Source organism: Methylobacterium sp. XJLW (assembly GCF_003254375.1).
GTDB classification, from domain to species: Bacteria; Pseudomonadota; Alphaproteobacteria; order Rhizobiales; family Beijerinckiaceae; genus Methylobacterium; species Methylobacterium fujisawaense.
This window is the reverse complement of record NZ_CP016429.1, coordinates 418225-437898: the sequence shown is the minus strand read 5'-3', so window position 1 is coordinate 437898 and position 19674 is coordinate 418225. Positions and strand designations below refer to the sequence as shown.

Sequence of the window (19674 nt, the reverse complement as noted above, 5' to 3'; positions counted from 1 at the left end):
GGGCGTGGCTCAGAGAGCCCGCGCCTGCTCGCGCAGGACGAACTTCTGGATCTTGCCCGTCGACGTCTTCGGCAACGGTCCGAACACGACGGATTTCGGCACCTTGAAGCGCGCCATCCGCTCGCGACAGAAGGCGATCAACTCCTGGTCGGCGGGTTCCGTCGCGCCGGGCTTCAGCTCCAGGAAGGCGCAGGGGCTCTCGCCCCAGGTCGGGTCCGGCTTGGCCACGACGGCCGCGAGCATCACCGCGGGGTGGCGCATCAGCACCTCCTCCACTTCCAGGCTGGAGATGTTCTCGCCGCCCGAAATGATGATGTCCTTCGCCCGGTCCTTGATCTCCACCGACCCGTCCGGGTGCCAGACCGCGAGGTCGCCGGTCCGGTACCAGCCGCCCGCGAGCGCCTGCTCCGTCGCGTCCGGGTTGCCGAGATAGCCTTTCATCACCGTGTTGCCACGCAGCCGGATCTCGCCGACCGATACGCCGTCGCGCGGCACCGGCGCGTCGGTCGCCGGGTCGGCGACGCTTACGGCCTCCAGGGTCGCCAGCGGCACGCCTTGACGGGCCATGCGGGCGTATCGTTCGGTTTCGGGAAGGTCGGCCCAATCCGGCTGTGCCAGGCAGACCGTCGCGGGCCCGTAGCTCTCGGTGGCCCCGTAGAGATGCGTCACCTGGAAGCCCAGATCCTCCATGGTGCGGATGATCGTCGAGGAGGGCGCCGCGCCGCCGACCGCGCAGCGCACCGTTTGCGGGAACGGCACGCGGTCGTGGGCCGGCGCGTGGGCGATCATGGACAGGACGATCGGTGCACCGCACAGATGCGTCACCCGGTGCTCGGCGATCAGCCGGAAGATGGCCGCCGGCTCGACCTTCCGGAGGCAGACCTGCGTGGCGCAGGCGGCAACGCTGGCCCAGGGATACGACCAGCCGCTGCAATGGAACATCGGCAGCGTCCAGAGATACACGCTCGCGTCGGTGAGCCCGAAAGTCACGGCGTTGCCGAGAGCCTGGAGATAGCCGCCGCGATGGCTGTAGACGGCGCCTTTCGGATCTCCGGTCGTTCCCGACGTGTAGAGCAGGCAGAGCGACTGCCATTCGTCCACTGGACCGACCCAGGCATAGTCCGGATCGCCTTCGGCGAGCAGGGAATCGTAGGGCACAGCCCCGTCGATGCCGGTCTCGCCGATCGCCACCACCAGGACGGGCTCGGCGAAATCGCCGAGCGCCCGCGCGGCTAGCGCGGCGTACTCGGCCTCGACGATGAGCGCCCGGGCTCCACCGTGCCGGAGCGAGAACGCGATCGTCGCCGGGTCCAGACGGGTGTTCAGCGGATTGAGGACCGCGCCGAGCATCGGGACGGCGAAATGCGCCTCGATCATCTCGGACACGTTCGGTGCCAGGATCGCGACGGTGTCGAGCGATCCGATGCCCCGACCGGCGAGGCCCGCTGCGAGGCGGCGGCAGCGCCCGTACAGGTCCGCATAGGTGAAGCGGCGGCTTCCGTCGATGACCGCAATCCGTGCCCCGCATGCGGCGGCGGCGCGCGCCAGCAGGCTCACCGGGGTCAGCGCGACGTAGTTGGCTGGCCGGCGGCCGAGCCCGACCTCGAACGGATGGAGGCCGGCCTCGCGAGCCTCGGCGGGGATCGGTCCGGTCTCCATCATCGACACTTGCTGCCTTCTGATCGGGCGGTGAGCGTGGCGTGCGCTCCGTGCGACGATGATTTCGCGGCCGTCACACCTGTCAATTGCGATTGCCGTGACAGCGTGGGCCGCGCGCGGATTCTGTTACCGGGCGCGATTGACGGGAAGACAACCCTGTCGGATGCCCTATCCTTGGCCGTGCGCGGCCGAGGCCGGATGCGATCGTCCGATCTGCGGGAGACGACAGTGGGGAACGACAACCTGCCGGTGGTCTCCAAAGAGACCGGCCGTGCCATGGCCGAGAGCAGTGTCGCCCGGGCGCGCGAGGCGTATGAGCGCTTCGCCGAGGCCGGCGAGATGGCGCTGAACGCCTTCGAGGCGTCGGCGGCACAGAGTTTCGAGGGCTGGCGCGCGGTCATGGGCTCGAGCCGCGAGACCGCGCACAATCTCGCCGATCGTCATGCGGCCGGTGCCCGCACGTTGCGCGAGCAATGGGACGATGCCGGCGCGCGGCTCTACAATGCCGTTGAGGACAACGCCGTCCATACCATGGCGGCGATGCGGGAGATCAGCCACCGGATGCTCGTGGCTTCGGACACGAATGTCCGTGCGGGCCTCGATTTCGCGGACCGCCTTGCCGCGGCAGCCGATGCCCGCGAGGTCGTGGCGCTGAACATCGCGTTCCTGCAGGAGCAGGCGCGTCGGCTCACCGACCAGATGGTCGACCTCCATCAGACGGCCAGCCGCCTCGCCCGCGAGGTCGCCGCGCGCACGGAGACTCCGTGACCGCCGCCGGCGCGGCGCCGGTTTCCGGACCCGAGACGAAGCTGCGGCTCGACGATCTGAGTCGCGCCGATGTGCCGTTCCGGACAGGCCATTTCCAAGCCTATGCGCCGCACGACTTCCATCGCATCGCTTACGTGGAATGGGGCGAAGCGGACAGCCCGCACGTGGTGATCTGCGTGCACGGCCTGAGCCGCCAGGGTCGCGACTTCGACGCGCTCGGCTATCGGCTGGCGAAGCTGGGCTACCGGGTCGTCTGTCCCGACCTGCCCGGGCGCGGTCTCAGCGGCTGGTTGAAGGATCCGGAACTCTACGGCCTGCCGCAATACGCCGCCGACATGGCGGCGCTCATCGCGCATCTCCGGGTTCCAGGGAAGATCGACTGGGTCGGCACCTCCCTCGGCGGCCTCACCGGAATGGTCCTGGCCGCCGCCGCACGCTCTCCGATCCGCCGGATGGTGATCAACGATATCGGCCCGTTTCTACCCTGGGCGCCCATCCGCGAGATCGGCTCGCGCCTGCGCGACGCGCCCCGGCTTCACCATAACCTGGCCTCGGGCGAGTCGCGCCTGCGCACGGTGCTGGGCGCATTCGGACCGCTCACCGACGAGCAATGGCGCCACATCGCCAAGTACAGCTTCCACCAGGAGCCGAACGGCGGCTGGCGGCCCCACTACGATCCCGGGATCGGCGACGCGTTCCGGCCCGGCCGGGTTTACAGCGTCAGCATGTGGCGCGACTGGGACGTCATAACCTGTCCCGTCCTGCTCCTGCGCGGAGAGCATTCGGACTTGCTCCTCGCTTCGACCGCCGACGAGATGACCCGCAGGGGACCTCCGACACGGCGCGTCGAGATCCCCCAGTGCGGCCACGCGCCTGCATTGCTGGACGACGAGCAGTTGCGAATCGTCACCGACTGGCTCGGTCCTGCGGCGTGAACACATCGCGACCGAACGGCTGCGATTTCCGGGTCGAACCTCTGTGTGTCACGCCGTGTCCCCGTGGATCGGCATTCCCGGGCCAACGTGGAGCAGGCAACCCAATAGCGCGCTGCAGTTTTCGAATGCGGGGCTCTAGTCGATTTCGATCACTTTTGTATGATCGCGGATGATCGTTTAGTTGTTCATGTCGTGGTCACTGAGAGGCCCGCCCGGGAGTCTTCCGGGCTCAAGATTTTGAAAGCGTAACCATTCGTTGCACGCGCGGCTGACCTGTGGCACTAACAGATGTCACGTCTGGATCTTCGCGGCGCAATGTTGCACCTGTCAGTTGTGATTGGCGCCCCGGATCCGGGCGAGCAAGCCTGCCAACATTTAAGAACATCCGGACTACCAACGATGGCGAACCCAACCCCCAAGCCGAAGCAGACGACAGCCATTGATCACGGGGTCGGCAGCCGCATCGCGTTCCTTCGGGCCGCTAACGGATTGAGCCAATCGGCCCTGGCCAGTGCATTGGGTGTCAGCTTCCAGCAGGTCCAGAAGTACGAGACTGGCAAGAACCGGGTCGGAGCCGGCCGTCTGCAGGCAATCGCCGAGCGACTCGGCGTCCCGGTCTCAAGCTTCTTCGAGCCCGAGCCCGAGGCTTCGACGGAGAATGGCCCGGCGCTGCTTCGTGTGGCCGGCGCCGTCGAGATCCTGCGGGCCTACAATCAGATCGCCGACGATCAGATGCGCCGCGACGTGCTCTCGCTGGTGAAATCCGCCGCGCGGATCTCCCAGCTGCGATCGGCGGACGAAGCGGCGCCTCAGTCTCCCACCGCAACGCGCAACGCGTGAGATCGGGCCGGCGCGGCGCTCCAGCCCAGCGCCGCGTGAGATCTGCCGGGGATGGATCATGGCCGAACGACCGACGACCGTGACCAATCTGCTGGCCGATCTGCCGCTCGGCGCAGCCGATGAGGTCGTGTCGGTCTTGGTGGCCAGCCCGGGTCTCCGGGTGGAGCGCATCGTCTCGACCGGGCAAGCGAGTCCGCCGGGCTTCTACTACGATCAGCCGCACGCCGAGTGGGTCGCCGTCCTGACGGGCGCGGCCGACCTCCTGTTCGCCGACGAGACGGCCCCGCGTCGCCTCGTCGCTGGCGATGCCGTGATGATCGCTCCGCACCGTCGGCACCGGGTCCACTGGACCGCGTCTCCCACCGTCTGGCTGGCTATCCATTTCGGCCCTGAGCTGGCGGTTTCCGCAGGGGAAATGGTCGAGGTTCCCTAGAGGGGCTCAGGCGTTAAATCGTGCGATCGCCACCGCCGTGTCGCCGTAGACGCGTCGTTCCACCGATTCGAAGCCCGCGGGCCAGACCAGCTGGACGGCTGCGGCCTCCTCGACCACGACAAGAGCCCCAGGGGCGAGCCATCCGCCCGCGGCAGCGCTCTCGAGGGCGCGCGGCGCCAGATCTTTGCCGTAGGGTGGATCGCAGAAGACGAGCGAGAAAGGGCCCGCCGAGGCGGCAGGCCCAAGCCGGGTCGCATCCCGACGGAACAGGCGCGTCACGCCTTCGGCCCCGAGCGCCTCGATATTGGTGCGGATCACCGCGCGGGCTTCGGCGCCCTCATCGACGAGCAACGCGTAGGCGGCACCCCGCGACAGGGCCTCGAATCCGAGAGCGCCCGTCCCGGCAAACAGGTCGAGAACCTGAGCGCCCTCGACAGCGTGCTCGTAGGCATGGGTCAGCACGTTGAACAGCGATTCCCGGAGTCGATCCGAAGTCGGCCGGATCGCTTCGGTGCGCGGCGTGGCGAGCCTGCGGCCCCGCCAAGCGCCACCGACGATCCTCATCGCGTCCCGCGTGGCGGTCGGCCACCGCCGGGCTTGGCTCCGCCGCGCGGGGCACCGGGACGACCACCCGGTCGCCCGCCGCCCTTGCCGGGCGCGCCGCCAGAGAATCCGCCCGGCTTGCCGCCGGGACGGGATCCACCGGGACGGGATCCACCGGGACGTGGGCCTCCCGGCTTCGGGCCTCCGAAGGCCGGCTTGCCGCCACCGGCGGCGGGTTTCCGGGGCGGGAACGAACCGGCCTTTCGGGCCGCTCCGTCGGCCGGCTTGGCGTCGAATGCGCGTTCGCGCCGATCGCCAGCCTTGCCGTCGCGGCGATCCTCGAAGCGCGTATCCCCGCGCGGCCGGTCGTCTCGCCCTGTCTCCCGGCGCTTCCACTCGCCGGTGCCGCGTTCGCCGCGTGGGCCGGCATTGCGCTCCGGCCGTTCCTGTCCGGCCTTGTCGGCAAAGCGGCGCCGCGGCTTCTCGACGGGCGCTGGCTCCGCAGGCGTCGCCGTCAGGCGCTCGACGACGACGCGGCGCTCGCCGGTGCGGATCGAGCCGACCCGTTCGCGACCCCGCTCGGCCGCGGCGGCCTGCGCCGCACGAGGGTCCGCACCGCGGCGGGGGACGCGCGTCCCCCGCGGCTTCGTCGCGTCCTCGTCGCGCCACGCGGAGTTGCGGGGTCCGGGTCCGGTACCGCCCGTCGAGACCCGAGGCGTCGGTGCCGGACGCGCAGCATTGCGCCGGGATGGAGCTTGTTGTGCAGCCCGAGCTTCCCGGTCGGCCGGTCGCGATTCGCCGAAGGGCGCGATCGGTTCCCGGACCGGGCTGTCGAAATCCACGCCCGCCTGTTCGGCGAGGCTCTTGCCGAGCTGGTCCTTCAGCACGCGCGTGCGCACCTCTTCCACCAGCCCGACCTCCAGATCGCCCAGCTGGAACGGGCCGAAGGACAGCCGGATCAGCCGGTTCACCGAGAGGCCGAGATGCTCAAGGATACGCTTGACCTCGCGGTTCTTGCCTTCGCGAAGGCCGAGCGTCAGCCAGACGTTGTCGCCCTGGACGCGGTCGAGGGTGGCCTCCACCGGTCCGTATTCCATGCCATCGATGGTCACGCCCTTGGCCAGCCTGTCGAGCTGCGCCTGATCGGTGTCGCCGTGCGCACGGACCCGGTACCGGCGCAGCCAGCCCGTGTCGGGATGCGCGATCACCTTGGCCAAGCCGCCGTCGTTGGTCAGGAGCAGGAGACCCTCAGTGTTGATGTCGAGGCGTCCCACCGCGACGACCCGCGGCAGTTCTTCGGGCAGCGCCTCGAAGACGGTCTGGCGACCCTCGGGATCGCGGGCCGTGGTCACCACCCCCCGAGGCTTGTGGAAGATCCACAGTCGGCTCCGCTCGCGCGACGGCATCGGTTCGCCGTCGATCAGGATGCGGTCGTTCTCGGTGACGTTGCGGGCGGGGGAGGTCAGCGTCTCGCCGTTGACGCTGACGCGACCGGCGAGAATCATCGCTTCAGCATCCCGCCGTGAGGCGATGCCGGCCCGTGCCATAGCCTTGGCAATACGCTCGCCGGGCGGCGTCTCGATAGCGCCTTCGTCCTCGATCGGGGTCGCCGGCAGCGGCTGCGCAGTCTTGGCACCCGTCTTCGCCTTGGCTGTCGGCTTCCTCGGAGCGTCAGGGGCGTCCGCGGCACTGCCCGCATCGGTCGGCGGGGTCCAGCCCTGGCCCTGGGTTGACTCGGGGGCCGGGCGGGGAGCGCCCGCCTCGGGCTTATCGTCGTTCGGCAGATCGGTCATGCCTGCCGCTTATCAGAGCCACACTCTACAGGCGAGACGGCACGTGCGGTTGAGCCGAGGCTGAAACGACGAAGGCGGCCCATGGGGACCGCCTCGAAGATCGATGCGCGAGTGTGCCGTCAGATCCGGGGTGAGCGACCGCGCATCACGCCGAACACGGCGGAGATCAGGAACAGGGCGATCGCCACGAAGAAGACGATCTTGGCAGCTTCCATGGCCGTTCCGGCGATGCCGCCGAAGCCGAGGAGCGCCGCCACGAGAGCGACGACGAGAAATGTGACAGCCCAGCCGATCATGGCATCCTCGCTTAGTCCGGTTCAGTTCAAGACTGGAACCCGCGCGAGGCGGGTTCCGTTCCGGTTGTGCTTGACGTTCAGAGTTTGTCGGTGGCCGACTTCACCGCGCTCTTCGCGTCGCCAACCGTACCCTGCGCCTTGCCCTTGAGTTCCTGAGCCGCACCCTCAGCCTTGAGCTTGTCGTTGTTGGTCACGTCGCCGATGCCCTGCTTGGCCTTCCCAAGAGCCTCGTTGGCGACGCCCTTGATCTTGTCGGTGGTGCTGCTCATGGCGTTGTCCTCTTGTTCGACCTGCGGCGATGCCGCACTGGTTCAAGAAACGGTCACGGTCGGTCGAATGTTCCAGCCCTTAACATTGACGGGGATCAGGCCGGGACGCCGCCGCGCCTCCGTGCAGACCCGGGCTTGAGTGCATGGTCGCTTCCGATCCGATCCATCGCCCGGACCGCCCATCGTCCGGAGCGCTGACCGCACTGGATCACGCTTTCGCCGCCGCCCGCACCGCCGCCGAGGCCGGGGAAGTCCCCGTCGGCGCCGCGGTGGTCCGGGACGGGATCGTCCTCGCGGTCGCGCACAACCAACCGCGGCGGCTCAACGACCCGACCGCGCACGCGGAAATCCTGGCGATCCGGGCAGCCTGTGCGGTCCTCGGTGAGGAGCGCCTCACCGGCTGCGATCTCTATGTTACGCTGGAACCGTGCCCGATGTGTGCGGGGGCCATATCCATCGCGCGGATACGGCGGCTCTATTACGGCGCGTCGGACCCGAAGGGCGGGGGGGTCGAGCACGGCCCGCGCGTCTTCGATCAGCCCACCTGCCATCACGCGCCGGAGGTCTATGGCGGCTTCCGCGAGCGTGAAGCCGCGGCCTTGCTCCGGGATTTTTTCGCCCAGCGCCGCGGTTGAACCGCGGATCAGCGGCGCTAGACTCGACGGCCTCGGATGACGCGGCGAGACGAGGCGATGACGCCGGCCCTAACGATCGCGATGCGAGCGGCGCCTCATGGGTTCACCCGCAATCCGAGCAGGAACGTGTTCTCCTGGAAGCTCGATCCGGCGACGGTGCTGTCGAATTTCTGGTAGAGATAAGTGCCTCGCAGTGTCAGCCAGCGCGTGAAGTGGTAGTCGACGCGCGCGGTCGCCGAGAAGCCGTTCTCGCGGATGGTGCTGTTCTGATAATCGTTGCGGAGGTAGGATCCGCCCAGGACGATCGACAGGTTGCGCAGGAGATCGTGCTGCACTTCCAGCGTTGCGACCTCGGTCAGCACGCCGCTGGAGCCCGGGATCGTCGTCTCGGTGACGCCCGTCGCGGCGGTGAGCCGGACGGTGGTGAGCGGGCTTGCGGCCCAGACCAGGGCCGCGTTGAGCAACGGCGCATTGATGTCGCGGAGGGTCGGGTCGACGTAGGTCCGATGCTGGATGCCGGCCGAGATCTCACCCGTCACGGAGCGCGCGAGCCCGATGCTCGTGCCGAAGGCGAGCGCGATGCCGTCCGAATCCCGGCGCACACCCGTCAGGTCGAACCGCCGATCGTAGACGCGGGTGTCGCCGAGGAGGTCGATGAATGGGCTGAAATCGGGGTTGACCTCGTAGGCCGTGCGCAATTGGAGACTGTACTGATTCAAGTTCCGGTCGGACTGATTGATGGTCGTCCCATTGGCCAAGCGGGCATTGTCGAACTCCGACCGGTCGATCGACCCGCGCAGAGTCACCGACAGACGGTTGAACGTCTCCGTGGCGCCCAGCGACCCGCCGTAAACAGCCAGAAGCGGCCGGCTCGTCGCCGCGGGGGCCTGCAGGTTGGCGCTCGACGTGCGCTGCGTGTCCACCAGGAAGCGCCCCTCCGCGTCGATGCGCAGATCCCGGTTGGCGTCGATCCGCAGGCGCACGGTGCCGTCCGCTGCGGGGCGGCTCGCGGCCTCGTTCTGCGGCGTTTCGAGGTAAGAACCCCTGAGCGAACCCTGTAGGGAACTTGAGGACCAGTTGCTGCGGAAGTCGACCGTGGCGTCTGTGCGCAGGGCGACCGAGCCCTTTGCGATCTGCCGGCTGGTCTGGTCCGGATTCGAGTCGTAGCCGATGCTCTGTGCGAAGGTCGGGAGCACCGTGAAGGTGCCGACCTGATAGCCGATGGGCGCGAAGGCTGGATCGGTGGGGATCGCGCGCGCCAAGTCGGTGCCGAGGATGAAGCCCGGCGTCAGGAGGCCGAGTGTCGGTCCGATGGCCTGCAGAGGGAACAGGGGCCGGATCGGCGTCACCGTCGACGGATTCGGTACGCCGACCACCGGTTGCTGAACCACCGGCGACAACCGCAGCGCCGGGGGCGGAACCTGCGTCACGCTCTGGGTGACTCGCCGGGTCGCGGACCCGATCCGCCGGGGGGGAGCGGCTCGGGTGCGCAGGAGTGTCGAAGGGGCGAGGTTGGCCGGAGCCGTCGAGCTTCCGCCGGTCCGCCGGCCGCCCGTCGTGATCCGAGTGTCGAGCTGAGACTGGCCGGGCTGGACCAGCGTCTGTCGCGGTATCGGAGGCGACAGCGGGGACCGAAGGCTGTCGCCTCCGGTTTGCTCGCCGCCCGTCGTGTCCCCGCCGAGCGAGCTGCGTCCTGAATCGCGGGTCAGGCCGTCAGGGATGCTCCGCTTGAGGGCTGGCAGGCCGTTCGGCGCCGCCTCCTGCCCGATGCCGGGATTGTCGGGCTGACCCGTGACGGGACTCGTCGCGTCGAAGCGTTGGGCCAGCGCCGGCGTCGCGAGCGTTAAGCTCAGCGCCGCGACGGCCAGCCGCGAGTTCTGCCGTTTCCGCCGGTCAGCCGCCGTCCGCACCTGATCCCGGTCTCCGCCCACATCTCCGGCACCGAAGTCCGAAGGTCATCGATCATGCCGCCCAGAAACGGGTCGCCGGCATGGTTAACGAACCCTAGCGACGGCATGGTTAATGCCCGGTCAACGACGGCATCGCCCTGACATCCCCTGGCATCCCCCTGGCATCGACGCCGCGCGGTTTCGATCTCTCCGCGCCTCCGCAATTATGATTGAGATTCTTTGTATACTCTGCTATCGTTATGATGAATTCGATCGCATCCGACCTGGATTGATCGACTTGGTGATTTGTACTCATGGAGTTTATCGTGAGTGACAGCGCAGCTAACGAGCACAGCCCGTCGGTCGATCTCACGGTAGATATCGTGGCGGCTTATGTGTCGAACAATTCCGTGCCGGCTTCGGAGCTTCCCGGGTTGATTGGCGGCATCCATGCGGCATTGAGTGGTTTGACAACTCAAAGTCGTGCCGCGAATTCGCCCGTTGAAAAGATGAGCCCGTCCCAGATCCGCAAGTCGGTCACGGCGGATCATATCATCAGCTTCGAGGACGGGAAGCCGTACAAGACGCTTCGCCGTCACCTTACGTTGCGAGGCCTGACGCCCGAGGCCTACCGCGAGAAGTGGGGCTTGCCGCGTGACTATCCCATGACCGCTGCAAGCTACTCCGCCCAACGCTCCGAGCTGGCTCGGGCTCTGGGCCTCGGGCAGCAGCGCCGCAAGAACGTCGGGGCGCCAGCGCCGGCGCCGACACCGGAAGCCGTGGTCGCGCCTGCTTCCAAGCCGCGCGGGCGGAAAAAGGTCGTGGCGGAGTAGTCGGCCGAATCGATGGAAGCGATCCATTGCGATCAATGTGTCGGGCGATGACACAAGACTACTGAGCGGCTTGCCGCACAGATGGCCTCGCGCGATTGGCTGGGTGGAGTCTTGCCTTCTGCGCTGGCGTGGCTCCGCTGGGCCGGCGACTTCGACGCTCGATGTCCGCCGGTGCCACTTGGGCTCAGGCACGATGGACCTCGTGGCCCGGATCGCTCAGTCACGTCGGACGCGTCCCGCAGCTCGGGCGGCCCCCGCGGCCAGGACCCGTCTACCTACCTGACTTGCGATGCTGACGTCTGCGAAGACAGTGTTGTAATGACCTCGGCTCAACGAGGCGGTGTCGTGGCTTCGACACTGCCTCGGTTCAGGCCTACTTGGCCTCCATCGTCTTTAAGCCGATCCCACCGATCGATTGCCGCGGCCGCACTCGGGGGTGGTCGCCGGTCACGCCGCGACTTCTGGCCTCGCAAGACAGGCGCCGGGGCGCCGGACGAGGCGATCTCCACTTCACGTTCCGACGGACGCCTAGGCCAAGCGCGGCGCCGGGCTGGCGCTATCTCGACCTGATCGAAGGCGGCTCCGGCCATCCGGAAGCTCGCGGCGCGGGTGAGCCGCAGGTGCGGCATCCCAGCCGCAGCGACCCGTGTTCGCGCGCCCCCGTCCACCGGGAACTCCCTGCTCCTCCGCTCCGGCCAGGCCGATCTGCACCGGCGGGCTCTCTGCGCGTCGCGCAAGTGTGCGCCGCGTCAACGGCGCTATCCAATCGCTGACGCGCTGCGATGCTGCTCTGCACCATCGGATCTTGCCCGTGCCGAAGGACTTTGCCGTGCTGCCTCTGCCGATCCTCGCCCTTGCCGTCGCCTCGTTTGGGATCGGCACCACCGAGTTCGTCATCATGGGCCTGCTCCCGGAGGTGGCGCAGAGCTTCGGTGTCACCATCCCGCAGGCCGGCTATCTGGTGTCGGGCTATGCCATGGGCGTGGTCGTGGGGGCGCCGATCGTGGCGATCGCCACCGCGGGCCTGCCGCGCAAGACCGCGCTTCTCGCGCTGATGGCCGTGTTCCTGGCAGGGAATCTCGGCTGCGCGTTGGCACCGAGCTACGCCTTGCTGATGACGGCGCGCGTCCTGACCGCCTTCGCCCACGGCGCGTTCTTCGGAATCGGCGCGGTGGTGGCGCGGGACCTCGTGCCGCGAGAGAGGCGCACGCAGGCGGTCTCGCTAATGTTCGCCGGCCTGACGCTTGCCAACGTTCTGGGTGTGCCCCTTGGGACCGCCCTCGGCCAGGTCGCGGGATGGCGGTCGACCTTCTGGGCGGTGGTGGCGATCGGCCTCGCGGCGGGCCTCGCGATCCAGCTCTGTGTGCCCACCGGCCTTCCGGGAACGCATGGCCGTCTCGCCAGCGAGTTCAGGGCGCTCGGCCGCTGGCCGGTCTTGCGGCCGATGTTGATCTCGACCCTGTCATCGGTGAGCTTCTTCACCGTATTCACCTACATCACACCGTTCCTGACCGGGGTGTCCGGCTTCTCTCCGCGTGGCGTGACGGGTGTGCTGTTTTCGGCCGGACTGGGCCTGACCATCGGCAACCTCGCCGGCGGTCATCTTGCCGATCGGAGTCCGATGGCGACGATCATCGGCAGCTTCCTCGGCATCGTGGCCGCCTTGCTGGCCCTGGCGGCCGTCGCGCACGATCCCGTTCTGACCGTTCCCGTGATGGTCCTCTGGTCAGGACTCGTCTTCGCGCTGGTTTCGCCGCTGCAGATCTGGGTTGTCGAAGCCGCGACCGATGCGCCGAACCTCGCCTCCACGCTCAACCAGGGCGCATTCAACCTCGGCAATGCCGTTGGCGCCTGGATCGGTGGTACCGCTCTGACCCTCGGCGCGAGCTACCGCGAGCTTCCGTTGATCGCCGCGGCGATGTCCCTCGCCGGGCTCGGCCTGGTCCTCACCGCGGTCAGCCGCCGTCGCCACGAAGTTGCGTCGGCTTCCGTGCCCGGGGCCTGAACAATCAGTCGGCCCGAACGAGGTCGCCCAGCAGGCTGGCGGCCACGGTCGCCTTGGAGACGGTGAGGCCGGACGCACCGATTGCGTCCACCGCGTCGCGGATCCGGGCCAGCGGAGCGCCGCGCGCCTTCACCCAAGCCTCCACCGCGTCGGGGCCCGCGCCCAGATCCGCCACCACCTCGGCGGTGAGTTTGCGATGGGCGGCGGCGATGCCGGCGACCGCGCGCTCCAGCGCGACGCGGTCGAACGTGTCGGCCACCGGCACAGTCCGCGCCGCGGCCGCCAGATCGTCGAGCCGGAAGGCATGCTCCAGGGCGAAATGGGTCGCGGCCACCTCCGCGACCGGTCGGCCACTCGCCTCTGCGACGCGGACGACATCGGGTGCGGATCCGAGCGCGGTGAGTGAGGCCAGCCGCCGGGCCTGGGCCGGGGCCATGCCGTGCCCCGTTAGTTCCGCCTCGCGGGCGTCGATGGCTGCGCGGGCCTCATCCCCGAGCACCTCGGGCAGCGCCGCCTCGACGGCGGCAATGCCGTCCCGGTAGCGGGCGACCATGGGGGCGAGCCCTCCGCTCAGATCGAGGTTGCGGATGAACCAGACGATCCGGTTCAGCAGCAGATCCTGCACCTCCGCATAGAGATCGAGCTGCTCCCGCCCCGAAACGCGGCCCGCCAGACCGTCGATGGCAAGGTTCAGCTCCATCAGCCCGAAGGCGTCCCGGGTCATCGCGTAGGCCTTGGCGATGATCGCGGCGTCGGCGCCGGTGCCGTCCACGAGCCGTGTCACCAGCGAGGGCCCGCCGCGGTTGACGATGATGTTGGCGAGCGCCGTGGCGATGATCTCGCGGCGCAAGCGGTGTGCCTTCACGGCGTCCGGGAAGCGCTCGCGCAGGGCCTTCGGGAAGTAGCGCTGCAGCTCCCGGTCGAAATAGGGATCGTTCGGCACGGTGCTGTCGAGGATGGCGTCGTGCAGAGACAGCTTCGCGTAGGCGAGCAGCACCGCGTATTCCGGCCGGGTCAGGCCCTCGTTCCGGCGCATGCGTTCGGCGAGCGTCGCGTCGTCGGGAAGAAACTCCACCGTCCGGTCGAGGCGGCCTTCCGCCTCCAGCGCCTGCATGGTCCGCACGGCGAAGCCGGTCTCGCCGAGTCCGCCGCGCTGGGCGAGCGACAGGGCGAGCGTCTGCAACTCGTTGTTGCGGAGGACCAGACGTCCGACCTCGTCAGTCATGTCGGCGAGCAGGGCGTTGCGCGCCTCGTAGCTCAGCCGGCCGTCCCGCTCCGGCGTCATGAGGGCGATCTTGATGTTCACCTCGACATCCGAGGTGTTCACGCCGGCGGAGTTGTCGATGGCGTCGGTGTTCAGCCGGACGCCCGCGCGCGCCGCCTCGATTCGTCCGCGCTGCGTCAGGCCGAGATTGGCACCTTCGCCGACGACCTTCGCGCGCAGCTCCGCCCCGGTGATCCGGACGGCGTCGTTGGCGCGATCGCCGGCATCCTCGTCGGTCTCGGTGGTCGCGCGAACATAGGTTCCGATACCGCCGAACCACAGGAGGTCGGCCGGCGCCCGCAGGATCGCCTGCATCAGTTCGGTTGGCGTCGCCTCGGCGCGGTCGAAACCGAGGGCGGCCCGGACCGCCGCGGAGAGCGGGACCGTCTTCAGGCTGCGCGAGAACACGCCGCCGCCCTCCGAGATCAGGCTCTTGTCGTAATCCGCCCAGGAGGACCGCCCCAGATCGAACAGCCGCCGCCGCTCGACGAAGCTCGTGGCCGCATCCGGGGCCGGATCGAGAAAGATGTCGCGGTGATCGAAGGCGGCGATGAGGCGGATGCTCTTCGAGAGCAGCATGCCGTTGCCGAACACGTCCCCCGACATGTCGCCGACGCCGACCGTGGCGATCGGATCGGTCTGCACGTCCACGTCGATCTCGCGGAAATGCCGGCGCACGGCCTCCCAGGCGCCGCGGGCAGTGATGCCCATGCCCTTGTGGTCGTAGCCCTGGCTGCCGCCGGACGCGAAGGCGTCACCCAGCCAGTGACCCTTCTCGAGGGAAAGCGCGTTGGCGATGTCCGAAAACGTGGCGGTGCCCTTGTCGGCGGCGACCACGAGATAGGCGTCATCGGGATCGTGCCGCACCGTGTCCGGCGGCGGCACGATGGCGTTGTCGACGATGTTGTCGGTGAGTTCCAGGAGGGTCCGGATGAAGATCCGGTAGCTCTCGGTGCCCTCCTGCATCCAGGCGGCGCGGTCTGACGCCGGAGGCAGGCGCTTGGGGAAGAAGCCGCCCTTGGCGCCCACCGGCACGATCACGGCGTTCTTCACCTGCTGAGCCTTCACCAGCCCGAGGATTTCGGTGCGGAAATCCTCCGGCCGGTCAGACCAGCGCAGGCCGCCGCGGGCGACATAGCCGAAGCGCAGGTGCACGCCCTCGACGCGGGGGGCGTAGACGAAAATCTCGAAGAGGGGCCTCGGCAGCGGCATCGCCGTCACCCGGGCGCAGGCGAACTTGAAGCTGATCGTCTCGCGGGGATGGCCGTCGGCACCCCTCTGGAAGAAGTTGGTCCGCACCGCGGCCTCGACGAGGTTCACAAACCGGCGCAGGATCCGGTCGTCGTCGAGGCTGGTGACCTCGGCGAGCGCGGTCTCGATGCCGGCGCGTATCTCGGCCTCTCGGGCGGCCCTGTCGCCGACGAGTGCCGGATCGAACCGGGCGCGGAACAAGGCGACGATGTCCCGCGTGATCCCGGCATGCCGGCTCAGCGTACCGGCGAGATAGTCCTGTCCGTACCGGATGCGCAGCTGACGCAGGTAGCGACCGAGCGCCCGGAGGAGGGCGGCCTCCCGCCAGGGGAGGGCGGCTTCGAGGACGAGGCGGTTGTAGCCATCGGATTCCGCGGTTCCGTCGGCGATGGCGAGCATCGCAGTCTCGAGAGGCCGTTCCAGGGCGTCGAGATCGATCGCTACACCGGTGGCGCGCTCGATCAGCATGTCGTGCAGCCAGATTCGGGCGCCGTCTTCGACCCCTGTCGGCACGACCCGATAGGTGCGCTCGTTGATGACGCGGAAGCCGAGATTCTCCAGGCCGGGCACCCGGTCGGACAACGCGATGGCGGCGCCCCGCGAGAAGACCTTCAGCCGGACCTGCGCGGCCGAGTCGCTCTGTCGGCGGCCGAGCTGCACGGCCCGCGGCTGGCTGTCGCCGAGGCGCTCGAGGATCGCCACGTCGGCGACTGCGACCTCCGGCTGGAAATTGTCCCGGTAGGCGGCCGAGAACGCGTCGCCGTAGCGGGCGGCCAGCATGCGCGCCTGGTCGCCGCCGTGAGCCTCCGCGAGCGCCTCGCGCAATGCGTCGCCCCAGGTCCGGACCAGGGCGGTGATGCCGGCTTCGAGGGCCGCTGGGTCCTGCTCCGGGCTGCCCGTGTCGGACAGGCCGATGATGTAGTGGATCCGGGCGAGGGAGCCCTCCGGATAGTCCGGGTGGGCGGCACTCAGCCGGCCGCCATAGGCCTCGGCGAGGTAGGTGCCGATCCGGCCTCGTACCGCAGAATCGTAGCGGTCCTTCGGAACGTAGACGAGGAGCGACACGAAGCGGCCGAACCGGTCCGGGCGCGAGAGCACGCGCACCCGCGGCCTGTCGGCCAGGGCTGCGATGGCCAGGGTGAACCGGTAGAGCCGCTCGATGTCGATCTGGAACAGATCGTCGCGCGGATAGCTCTCCAGTACCGCGAGGAGGCTTCGCCCGGCATGGCTCGTCGGGTCGAGACCGGCGCGCTGGACCACCGCCTCCACCTTCCGGCGCAGGACCGGAACCTCGCGGGCGGGGCTGGTATAGGCCGACGCTGTGAACAGGCCGACGATCCGCACCTCACCGGACAGCTTCCCGAGCCCGGAGAAGAGCTTGACGCCCACATAGTCCAGGAAGGCCGAGCGGTGGACGCGGGATTTCACACTCGCCTTCGTGATGATGAGGGGCTGCGGCTCCTCCAGGAAGGCGAGAATCTCGGGGGTGTAGTCCACGGGGGTCCGGCCCCGGCGCAGGGGCGTGGCGCCGGGATCGCGCAGCACGCCGAGGCTCGACCCCTCGACCAGGGGATGCCCCTCACCGTCGATACCGTGCTGCTGCATGCCGAGGAGCAGGAACTGGCCCTCTGTCAGCCACTCCAGAAAAGCGCGTGCTTCCTCGGTCTCGCTTTCGGGCATCGGCGTCGGGGCGCGGCCGAGATCGGTCGCGAGTTCCGCCACGCGCGCCAGCATGGCGTCGTGATCGTCGGTCGCCAGAGCGACGTCCCGGTAGACCGCCGCGAGGGCGTCCAGCAGCCGCTCGCCGGCCTCGGCCGCCAGCCGGTCGAGGTGGATGTGGATGAAGCTCTCGCGCGCCAGGCTGCCCTGGGCATCGGCCGTCGTTTCGCCGACGACCCGTATCAGACCGCCGCCGCCATCCCGCTCGATGCCGAGAATCGGGTGCGCGACGAGGTGCGGGGACAGGCCCTGCTCGGTCAGTTCGGCGAGGGTCGAGTCGAGGAGGAAGGGCCGGTTGTCGTTGACGACTTCGAGGATCGTCATCTCGCGCGCCCGGCCACCGCGGACGAGGGCCCCTTCGCTGAGGCGCAACCGCGCCGGTTCACCGGGCCGGCGCGGCTCAGCCAGGAAGGCACGGGCGCGCGCGGCGAGATCGGCGAGAGTCCCCGCGTCGTAGGAGGCCAGATCCTCCGGTGTCACGCGGCCGAACAGGTCGCGCACGAAGCCGCCCGGTCCGCCCTGCTCGGTCACGATGTCGGCGGCCGCCTCGATCAGTCCCGTTCGGGCCGTCTTCTGCTCCGAGGAAGACAAGGCCGTGGCGGTTTCGAGTGTCATCGCGCGTCTCCCGAACCGGGTCACTCATCCAAGCGATAGCAGCGTCTTCCGCCGTGTCGATGACACCCCCGCCGGTTTGCCGGCCCGCCAGTATCGATCGGCGCAAACCGTCAGGCTCACCGCAGATGCGCCTTGCCGCCGACGAGAAGGGTGTATATGCACATATTATGGCCGACATTCATTCCGGCGATGGTCCTCAAGAGCTCTGCACCTGCTCAGCCCTGCGGCGGGCGACACGGGCGGTGACCACGACCTACGACGCCGCGTTGCGGCCGGTGGGCTTGCGCGTGACGCAGTTCGCGATCCTGCGCCTGCTGCAGCGGCTCGGACCGACGCCGGTGACGCGACTTGCCGCGGAGGCGGCCCTGGAGCGGACCACGATGGGCCGCAACCTCGATCCGCTGGAGCGTCGCGGCCTCGTGCGAATCGCGCCCGGCGCGGCCGACGCCCGCGAACGCGTGGTCGTGCTGACCGAGGCCGGCGGCGAGGCGATCGCGGCGGCGACGCCGTACTGGCGCGACGCCCAGGCGCGCATCAACGCGCGGGTCGAGCCAGCGGCCGTGGCTGCCCTCGCCGACGCCCTGACCTCCGTCTCCTGACCGATCCGCCGCAATCCGCCCTTTCCAGAGGCCGTTCATGTCCGTCATCGCCGACACGCACGCCAAGCCGCCGCTGCATTATGCCTGGATCATCGCCGCGGTGACCTTCCTGGTGCTGCTTGTCGGCGCCGGCGTCCGAGCCACCCCGAGCGTGTTGATCGTGCCGTGGGAGCGGGAATTCGGCTGGACCGCGGCGACGATCGGCGTCGGTATCGCGCTCAACATCTTCCTCTACGGGATGATCGGGCCCTTCGCGGTCGCCATCATCGAGCGGTTCGGGCTGCGGCGCTGCATCTGTGGCGCGCTCCTCATCCTGGCGCTCGGCACCGCCGCAACGAGCCTCATGACCGCGCCCTGGCAGATGGTGCTGCTGTGGGGCATCGTCGTCGGGTCGGGCTCCGGCATGGTCGCCAACGTCCTCGGCGCCACCGTGGCGGGACGCTGGTTCGCCAAGCGGCGCGGTCTCGTGCTCGGCATGCTGACGGCGAGCAGCGCCACCGGGCAGCTCGTCTTCCTGCCGATGCTCGCCTCCCTCGCGGTCGGCCAGGGCTGGCGCTCGGTCTCCCTGGTGGTCGCGGCCGCGACCCTGGCCCTGATCCCGTTGGTGGCCCTGCTGATGCGGGATCGCCCGGCCGATCTCGGCCTGCCCCGCTACGGCGAGACCGTGGTGACGCCGACGCCGGTCCTCACCGAGAATCCGGCCCTGCGGGCGCTGCGCGGCCTGCGGATCGGACTGCGCTCCCGGGATTTCTGGCTGCTCGCCGGCACGTTCTTCATCTGCGGCGCCTCTACCAACGGCCTGGTCGGCACGCATCTGATCCCGGCCTGTATCGATCACGGCATCGCCGAAGTGACGGCTGCCGGCCTGTTGGCCCTCATGGGGATCTGCGACCTGATCGGCACCACGGCTTCGGGCTGGCTCACCGACCGGTTCGACTCGCGCAAGCTGCTCGCGTGGTATTACGGCCTGCGCGGCCTCTCGCTGATCTTTCTGCCCTATTCCTTCGACTTCAGCTTCTACGGCCTGTCCCTCTTCGCGGTGTTCTACGGGCTCGACTGGATCGCCACCGTGCCACCCACCGTGCTGCTGGCCGGCAAGTCGTTCGGCGAAGAGAACGCGGCCCTGATGTTCGGCTGGATCGCGGCAGCTCACCAGATCGGTGCGGCTTCCGCAGCCTGGCTCGGCGGGATGATCCGCACCGAGAGCGGCACCTATTTCGGCGCCTTCATCTCGGCCGGCCTGCTCTGCCTCGTCGCCGCTCTCATGGCGACCTTCGTGGGCCGCAAGCCGGCCGCGCCGGCCCTGCATCCGCTGCCGGCCTGAACTG

Annotated in this window: 16 protein-coding genes; 9 read left to right on the top strand and 7 right to left on the bottom strand. The window is 68.9% G+C overall.

What is annotated here, in order from left to right; all coding sequences use genetic code 11:
- Positions 1-9 precede the first annotated feature (9 nt).
- Positions 10-1662, bottom strand: a complete 1653-nt coding sequence (locus A3862_RS01965; protein WP_043754932.1) for an AMP-binding protein — start codon at positions 1660-1662, stop codon at positions 10-12.
- 225 nt (positions 1663-1887) lie between these two features.
- On the opposite strand from A3862_RS01965, the gene A3862_RS01960 reads away from it, so the two are divergent.
- The 4 genes from A3862_RS01960 (at position 1888) to A3862_RS01945 (ending at position 4635) form a co-directional block, all read left to right on the top strand.
- Complete coding sequence (locus A3862_RS01960) at positions 1888-2427, top strand: phasin family protein (protein WP_043760568.1); 540 nt, start codon at positions 1888-1890, stop codon at positions 2425-2427.
- Positions 2424-3362 carry an alpha/beta fold hydrolase gene (locus A3862_RS01955; RefSeq protein ID WP_043754934.1) on the top strand — a complete coding sequence of 313 codons (939 nt, stop codon included), beginning with the start codon at positions 2424-2426 and terminating at the stop codon, positions 3360-3362. Before A3862_RS01960 ends, A3862_RS01955 begins: the two co-directional genes overlap by 4 nt.
- 399 nt (positions 3363-3761) lie before the next feature.
- The gene (locus A3862_RS01950) at positions 3762-4202 is read left to right on the top strand and encodes a helix-turn-helix domain-containing protein (RefSeq protein WP_043348675.1); all 441 of its coding nucleotides are present in this window, start codon (positions 3762-3764) and stop codon (positions 4200-4202) included.
- Positions 4203-4260: 58 nt separating this feature from the next.
- On the top strand, positions 4261-4635 hold the full coding sequence (locus A3862_RS01945; protein WP_111473169.1) for a cupin: 375 nt from the start codon (positions 4261-4263) through the stop codon (positions 4633-4635).
- Between the two features lie 6 nt (positions 4636-4641).
- Here the strand turns inward: A3862_RS01945 and rsmD are convergent, their stop codons facing one another.
- From rsmD to A3862_RS01925, 4 genes are all read right to left on the bottom strand, one after another.
- Positions 4642-5199, bottom strand: a complete 558-nt coding sequence (rsmD, locus tag A3862_RS01940) for a 16S rRNA (guanine(966)-N(2))-methyltransferase RsmD (RefSeq protein WP_111473168.1) — start codon at positions 5197-5199, stop codon at positions 4642-4644.
- The gene (locus A3862_RS01935; RefSeq protein WP_111473167.1) at positions 5196-6971 is read right to left on the bottom strand and encodes a pseudouridine synthase; all 1776 of its coding nucleotides are present in this window, start codon (positions 6969-6971) and stop codon (positions 5196-5198) included. The genes rsmD and A3862_RS01935 overlap by 4 nt, the downstream gene beginning before the upstream one ends.
- Positions 6972-7090: 119 nt before the next feature.
- The gene (locus A3862_RS01930) at positions 7091-7267 is read right to left on the bottom strand and encodes a DUF1328 domain-containing protein (protein ID WP_043348682.1); all 177 of its coding nucleotides are present in this window, start codon (positions 7265-7267) and stop codon (positions 7091-7093) included.
- 77 nt (positions 7268-7344) lie between these two features.
- Positions 7345-7536 carry a CsbD family protein gene (locus A3862_RS01925; protein ID WP_043754943.1) on the bottom strand — a complete coding sequence of 64 codons (192 nt, stop codon included), beginning with the start codon at positions 7534-7536 and terminating at the stop codon, positions 7345-7347.
- 143 nt (positions 7537-7679) lie between these two features.
- On the opposite strand from A3862_RS01925, the gene A3862_RS01920 reads away from it, so the two are divergent.
- Positions 7680-8171 (top strand): nucleoside deaminase, encoded by a 492-nt coding sequence (locus tag A3862_RS01920; RefSeq protein ID WP_111473166.1) that lies wholly within the window; start codon positions 7680-7682, stop codon positions 8169-8171.
- Positions 8172-8266: 95 nt separating this feature from the next.
- Here the strand turns inward: A3862_RS01920 and A3862_RS01915 are convergent, their stop codons facing one another.
- Positions 8267-10081 (bottom strand): outer membrane beta-barrel protein, encoded by a 1815-nt coding sequence (locus tag A3862_RS01915; protein WP_442919050.1) that lies wholly within the window; start codon positions 10079-10081, stop codon positions 8267-8269.
- A 293-nt stretch (positions 10082-10374) separates the two neighbouring features.
- Between A3862_RS01915 and A3862_RS01910 the strand changes: the two genes are divergently transcribed.
- Positions 10375-10893, top strand: coding sequence for a MucR family transcriptional regulator (locus A3862_RS01910; RefSeq protein WP_193376710.1), 519 nt, complete (start codon positions 10375-10377; stop codon positions 10891-10893).
- A gap of 829 nt (positions 10894-11722) precedes the next feature.
- Complete coding sequence (locus A3862_RS01905; protein WP_043760578.1) at positions 11723-12898, top strand: MFS transporter; 1176 nt, start codon at positions 11723-11725, stop codon at positions 12896-12898.
- Positions 12899-12902: 4 nt separating this feature from the next.
- Here the strand turns inward: A3862_RS01905 and A3862_RS01900 are convergent, their stop codons facing one another.
- Positions 12903-17747 carry an NAD-glutamate dehydrogenase gene (locus tag A3862_RS01900; protein WP_111473165.1) on the bottom strand — a complete coding sequence of 1615 codons (4845 nt, stop codon included), beginning with the start codon at positions 17745-17747 and terminating at the stop codon, positions 12903-12905.
- A gap of 242 nt (positions 17748-17989) precedes the next feature.
- Between A3862_RS01900 and A3862_RS01895 the strand changes: the two genes are divergently transcribed.
- Together A3862_RS01895 and A3862_RS01890 are read left to right on the top strand one after the other, a co-directional pair.
- Positions 17990-18346: a MarR family winged helix-turn-helix transcriptional regulator gene (locus A3862_RS01895; RefSeq protein ID WP_236952810.1), complete on the top strand. Its 357-nt coding sequence runs from the start codon at positions 17990-17992 to the stop codon at positions 18344-18346.
- A gap of 37 nt (positions 18347-18383) precedes the next feature.
- Positions 18384-19670, top strand: coding sequence for an MFS transporter (locus tag A3862_RS01890; protein WP_111473164.1), 1287 nt, complete (start codon positions 18384-18386; stop codon positions 19668-19670).
- Positions 19671-19674: the final 4 nt, after the last annotated feature.

What these genes read in the sequence shown, in the direction of transcription:
- A3862_RS01935 (WP_111473167.1), bottom strand. Translation starts at nt 6,971, where the DNA reads ATGACCGATCTGCCGAACGACGATAAGCCCGAGGCGGGCGCTCCCCGC.
- A3862_RS01950 (WP_043348675.1), top strand. Translation starts at nt 3,762, where the DNA reads ATGGCGAACCCAACCCCCAAGCCGAAGCAGACGACAGCCATTGATCAC.
- A3862_RS01925 (WP_043754943.1), bottom strand. Translation starts at nt 7,536, where the DNA reads ATGAGCAGCACCACCGACAAGATCAAGGGCGTCGCCAACGAGGCTCTT.
- A3862_RS01965 (WP_043754932.1), bottom strand. Translation starts at nt 1,662, where the DNA reads ATGATGGAGACCGGACCGATCCCCGCCGAGGCTCGCGAGGCCGGCCTC.
- A3862_RS01930 (WP_043348682.1), bottom strand. Translation starts at nt 7,267, where the DNA reads ATGATCGGCTGGGCTGTCACATTTCTCGTCGTCGCTCTCGTGGCGGCG.
- A3862_RS01890 (WP_111473164.1), top strand. Translation starts at nt 18,384, where the DNA reads ATGTCCGTCATCGCCGACACGCACGCCAAGCCGCCGCTGCATTATGCC.
- A3862_RS01920 (WP_111473166.1), top strand. Translation starts at nt 7,680, where the DNA reads ATGGTCGCTTCCGATCCGATCCATCGCCCGGACCGCCCATCGTCCGGA.
- A3862_RS01900 (WP_111473165.1), bottom strand. Translation starts at nt 17,747, where the DNA reads ATGACACTCGAAACCGCCACGGCCTTGTCTTCCTCGGAGCAGAAGACG.
- rsmD (WP_111473168.1), bottom strand. Translation starts at nt 5,199, where the DNA reads ATGAGGATCGTCGGTGGCGCTTGGCGGGGCCGCAGGCTCGCCACGCCG.
- A3862_RS01945 (WP_111473169.1), top strand. Translation starts at nt 4,261, where the DNA reads ATGGCCGAACGACCGACGACCGTGACCAATCTGCTGGCCGATCTGCCG.
- A3862_RS01910 (WP_193376710.1), top strand. Translation starts at nt 10,375, where the DNA reads ATGGAGTTTATCGTGAGTGACAGCGCAGCTAACGAGCACAGCCCGTCG.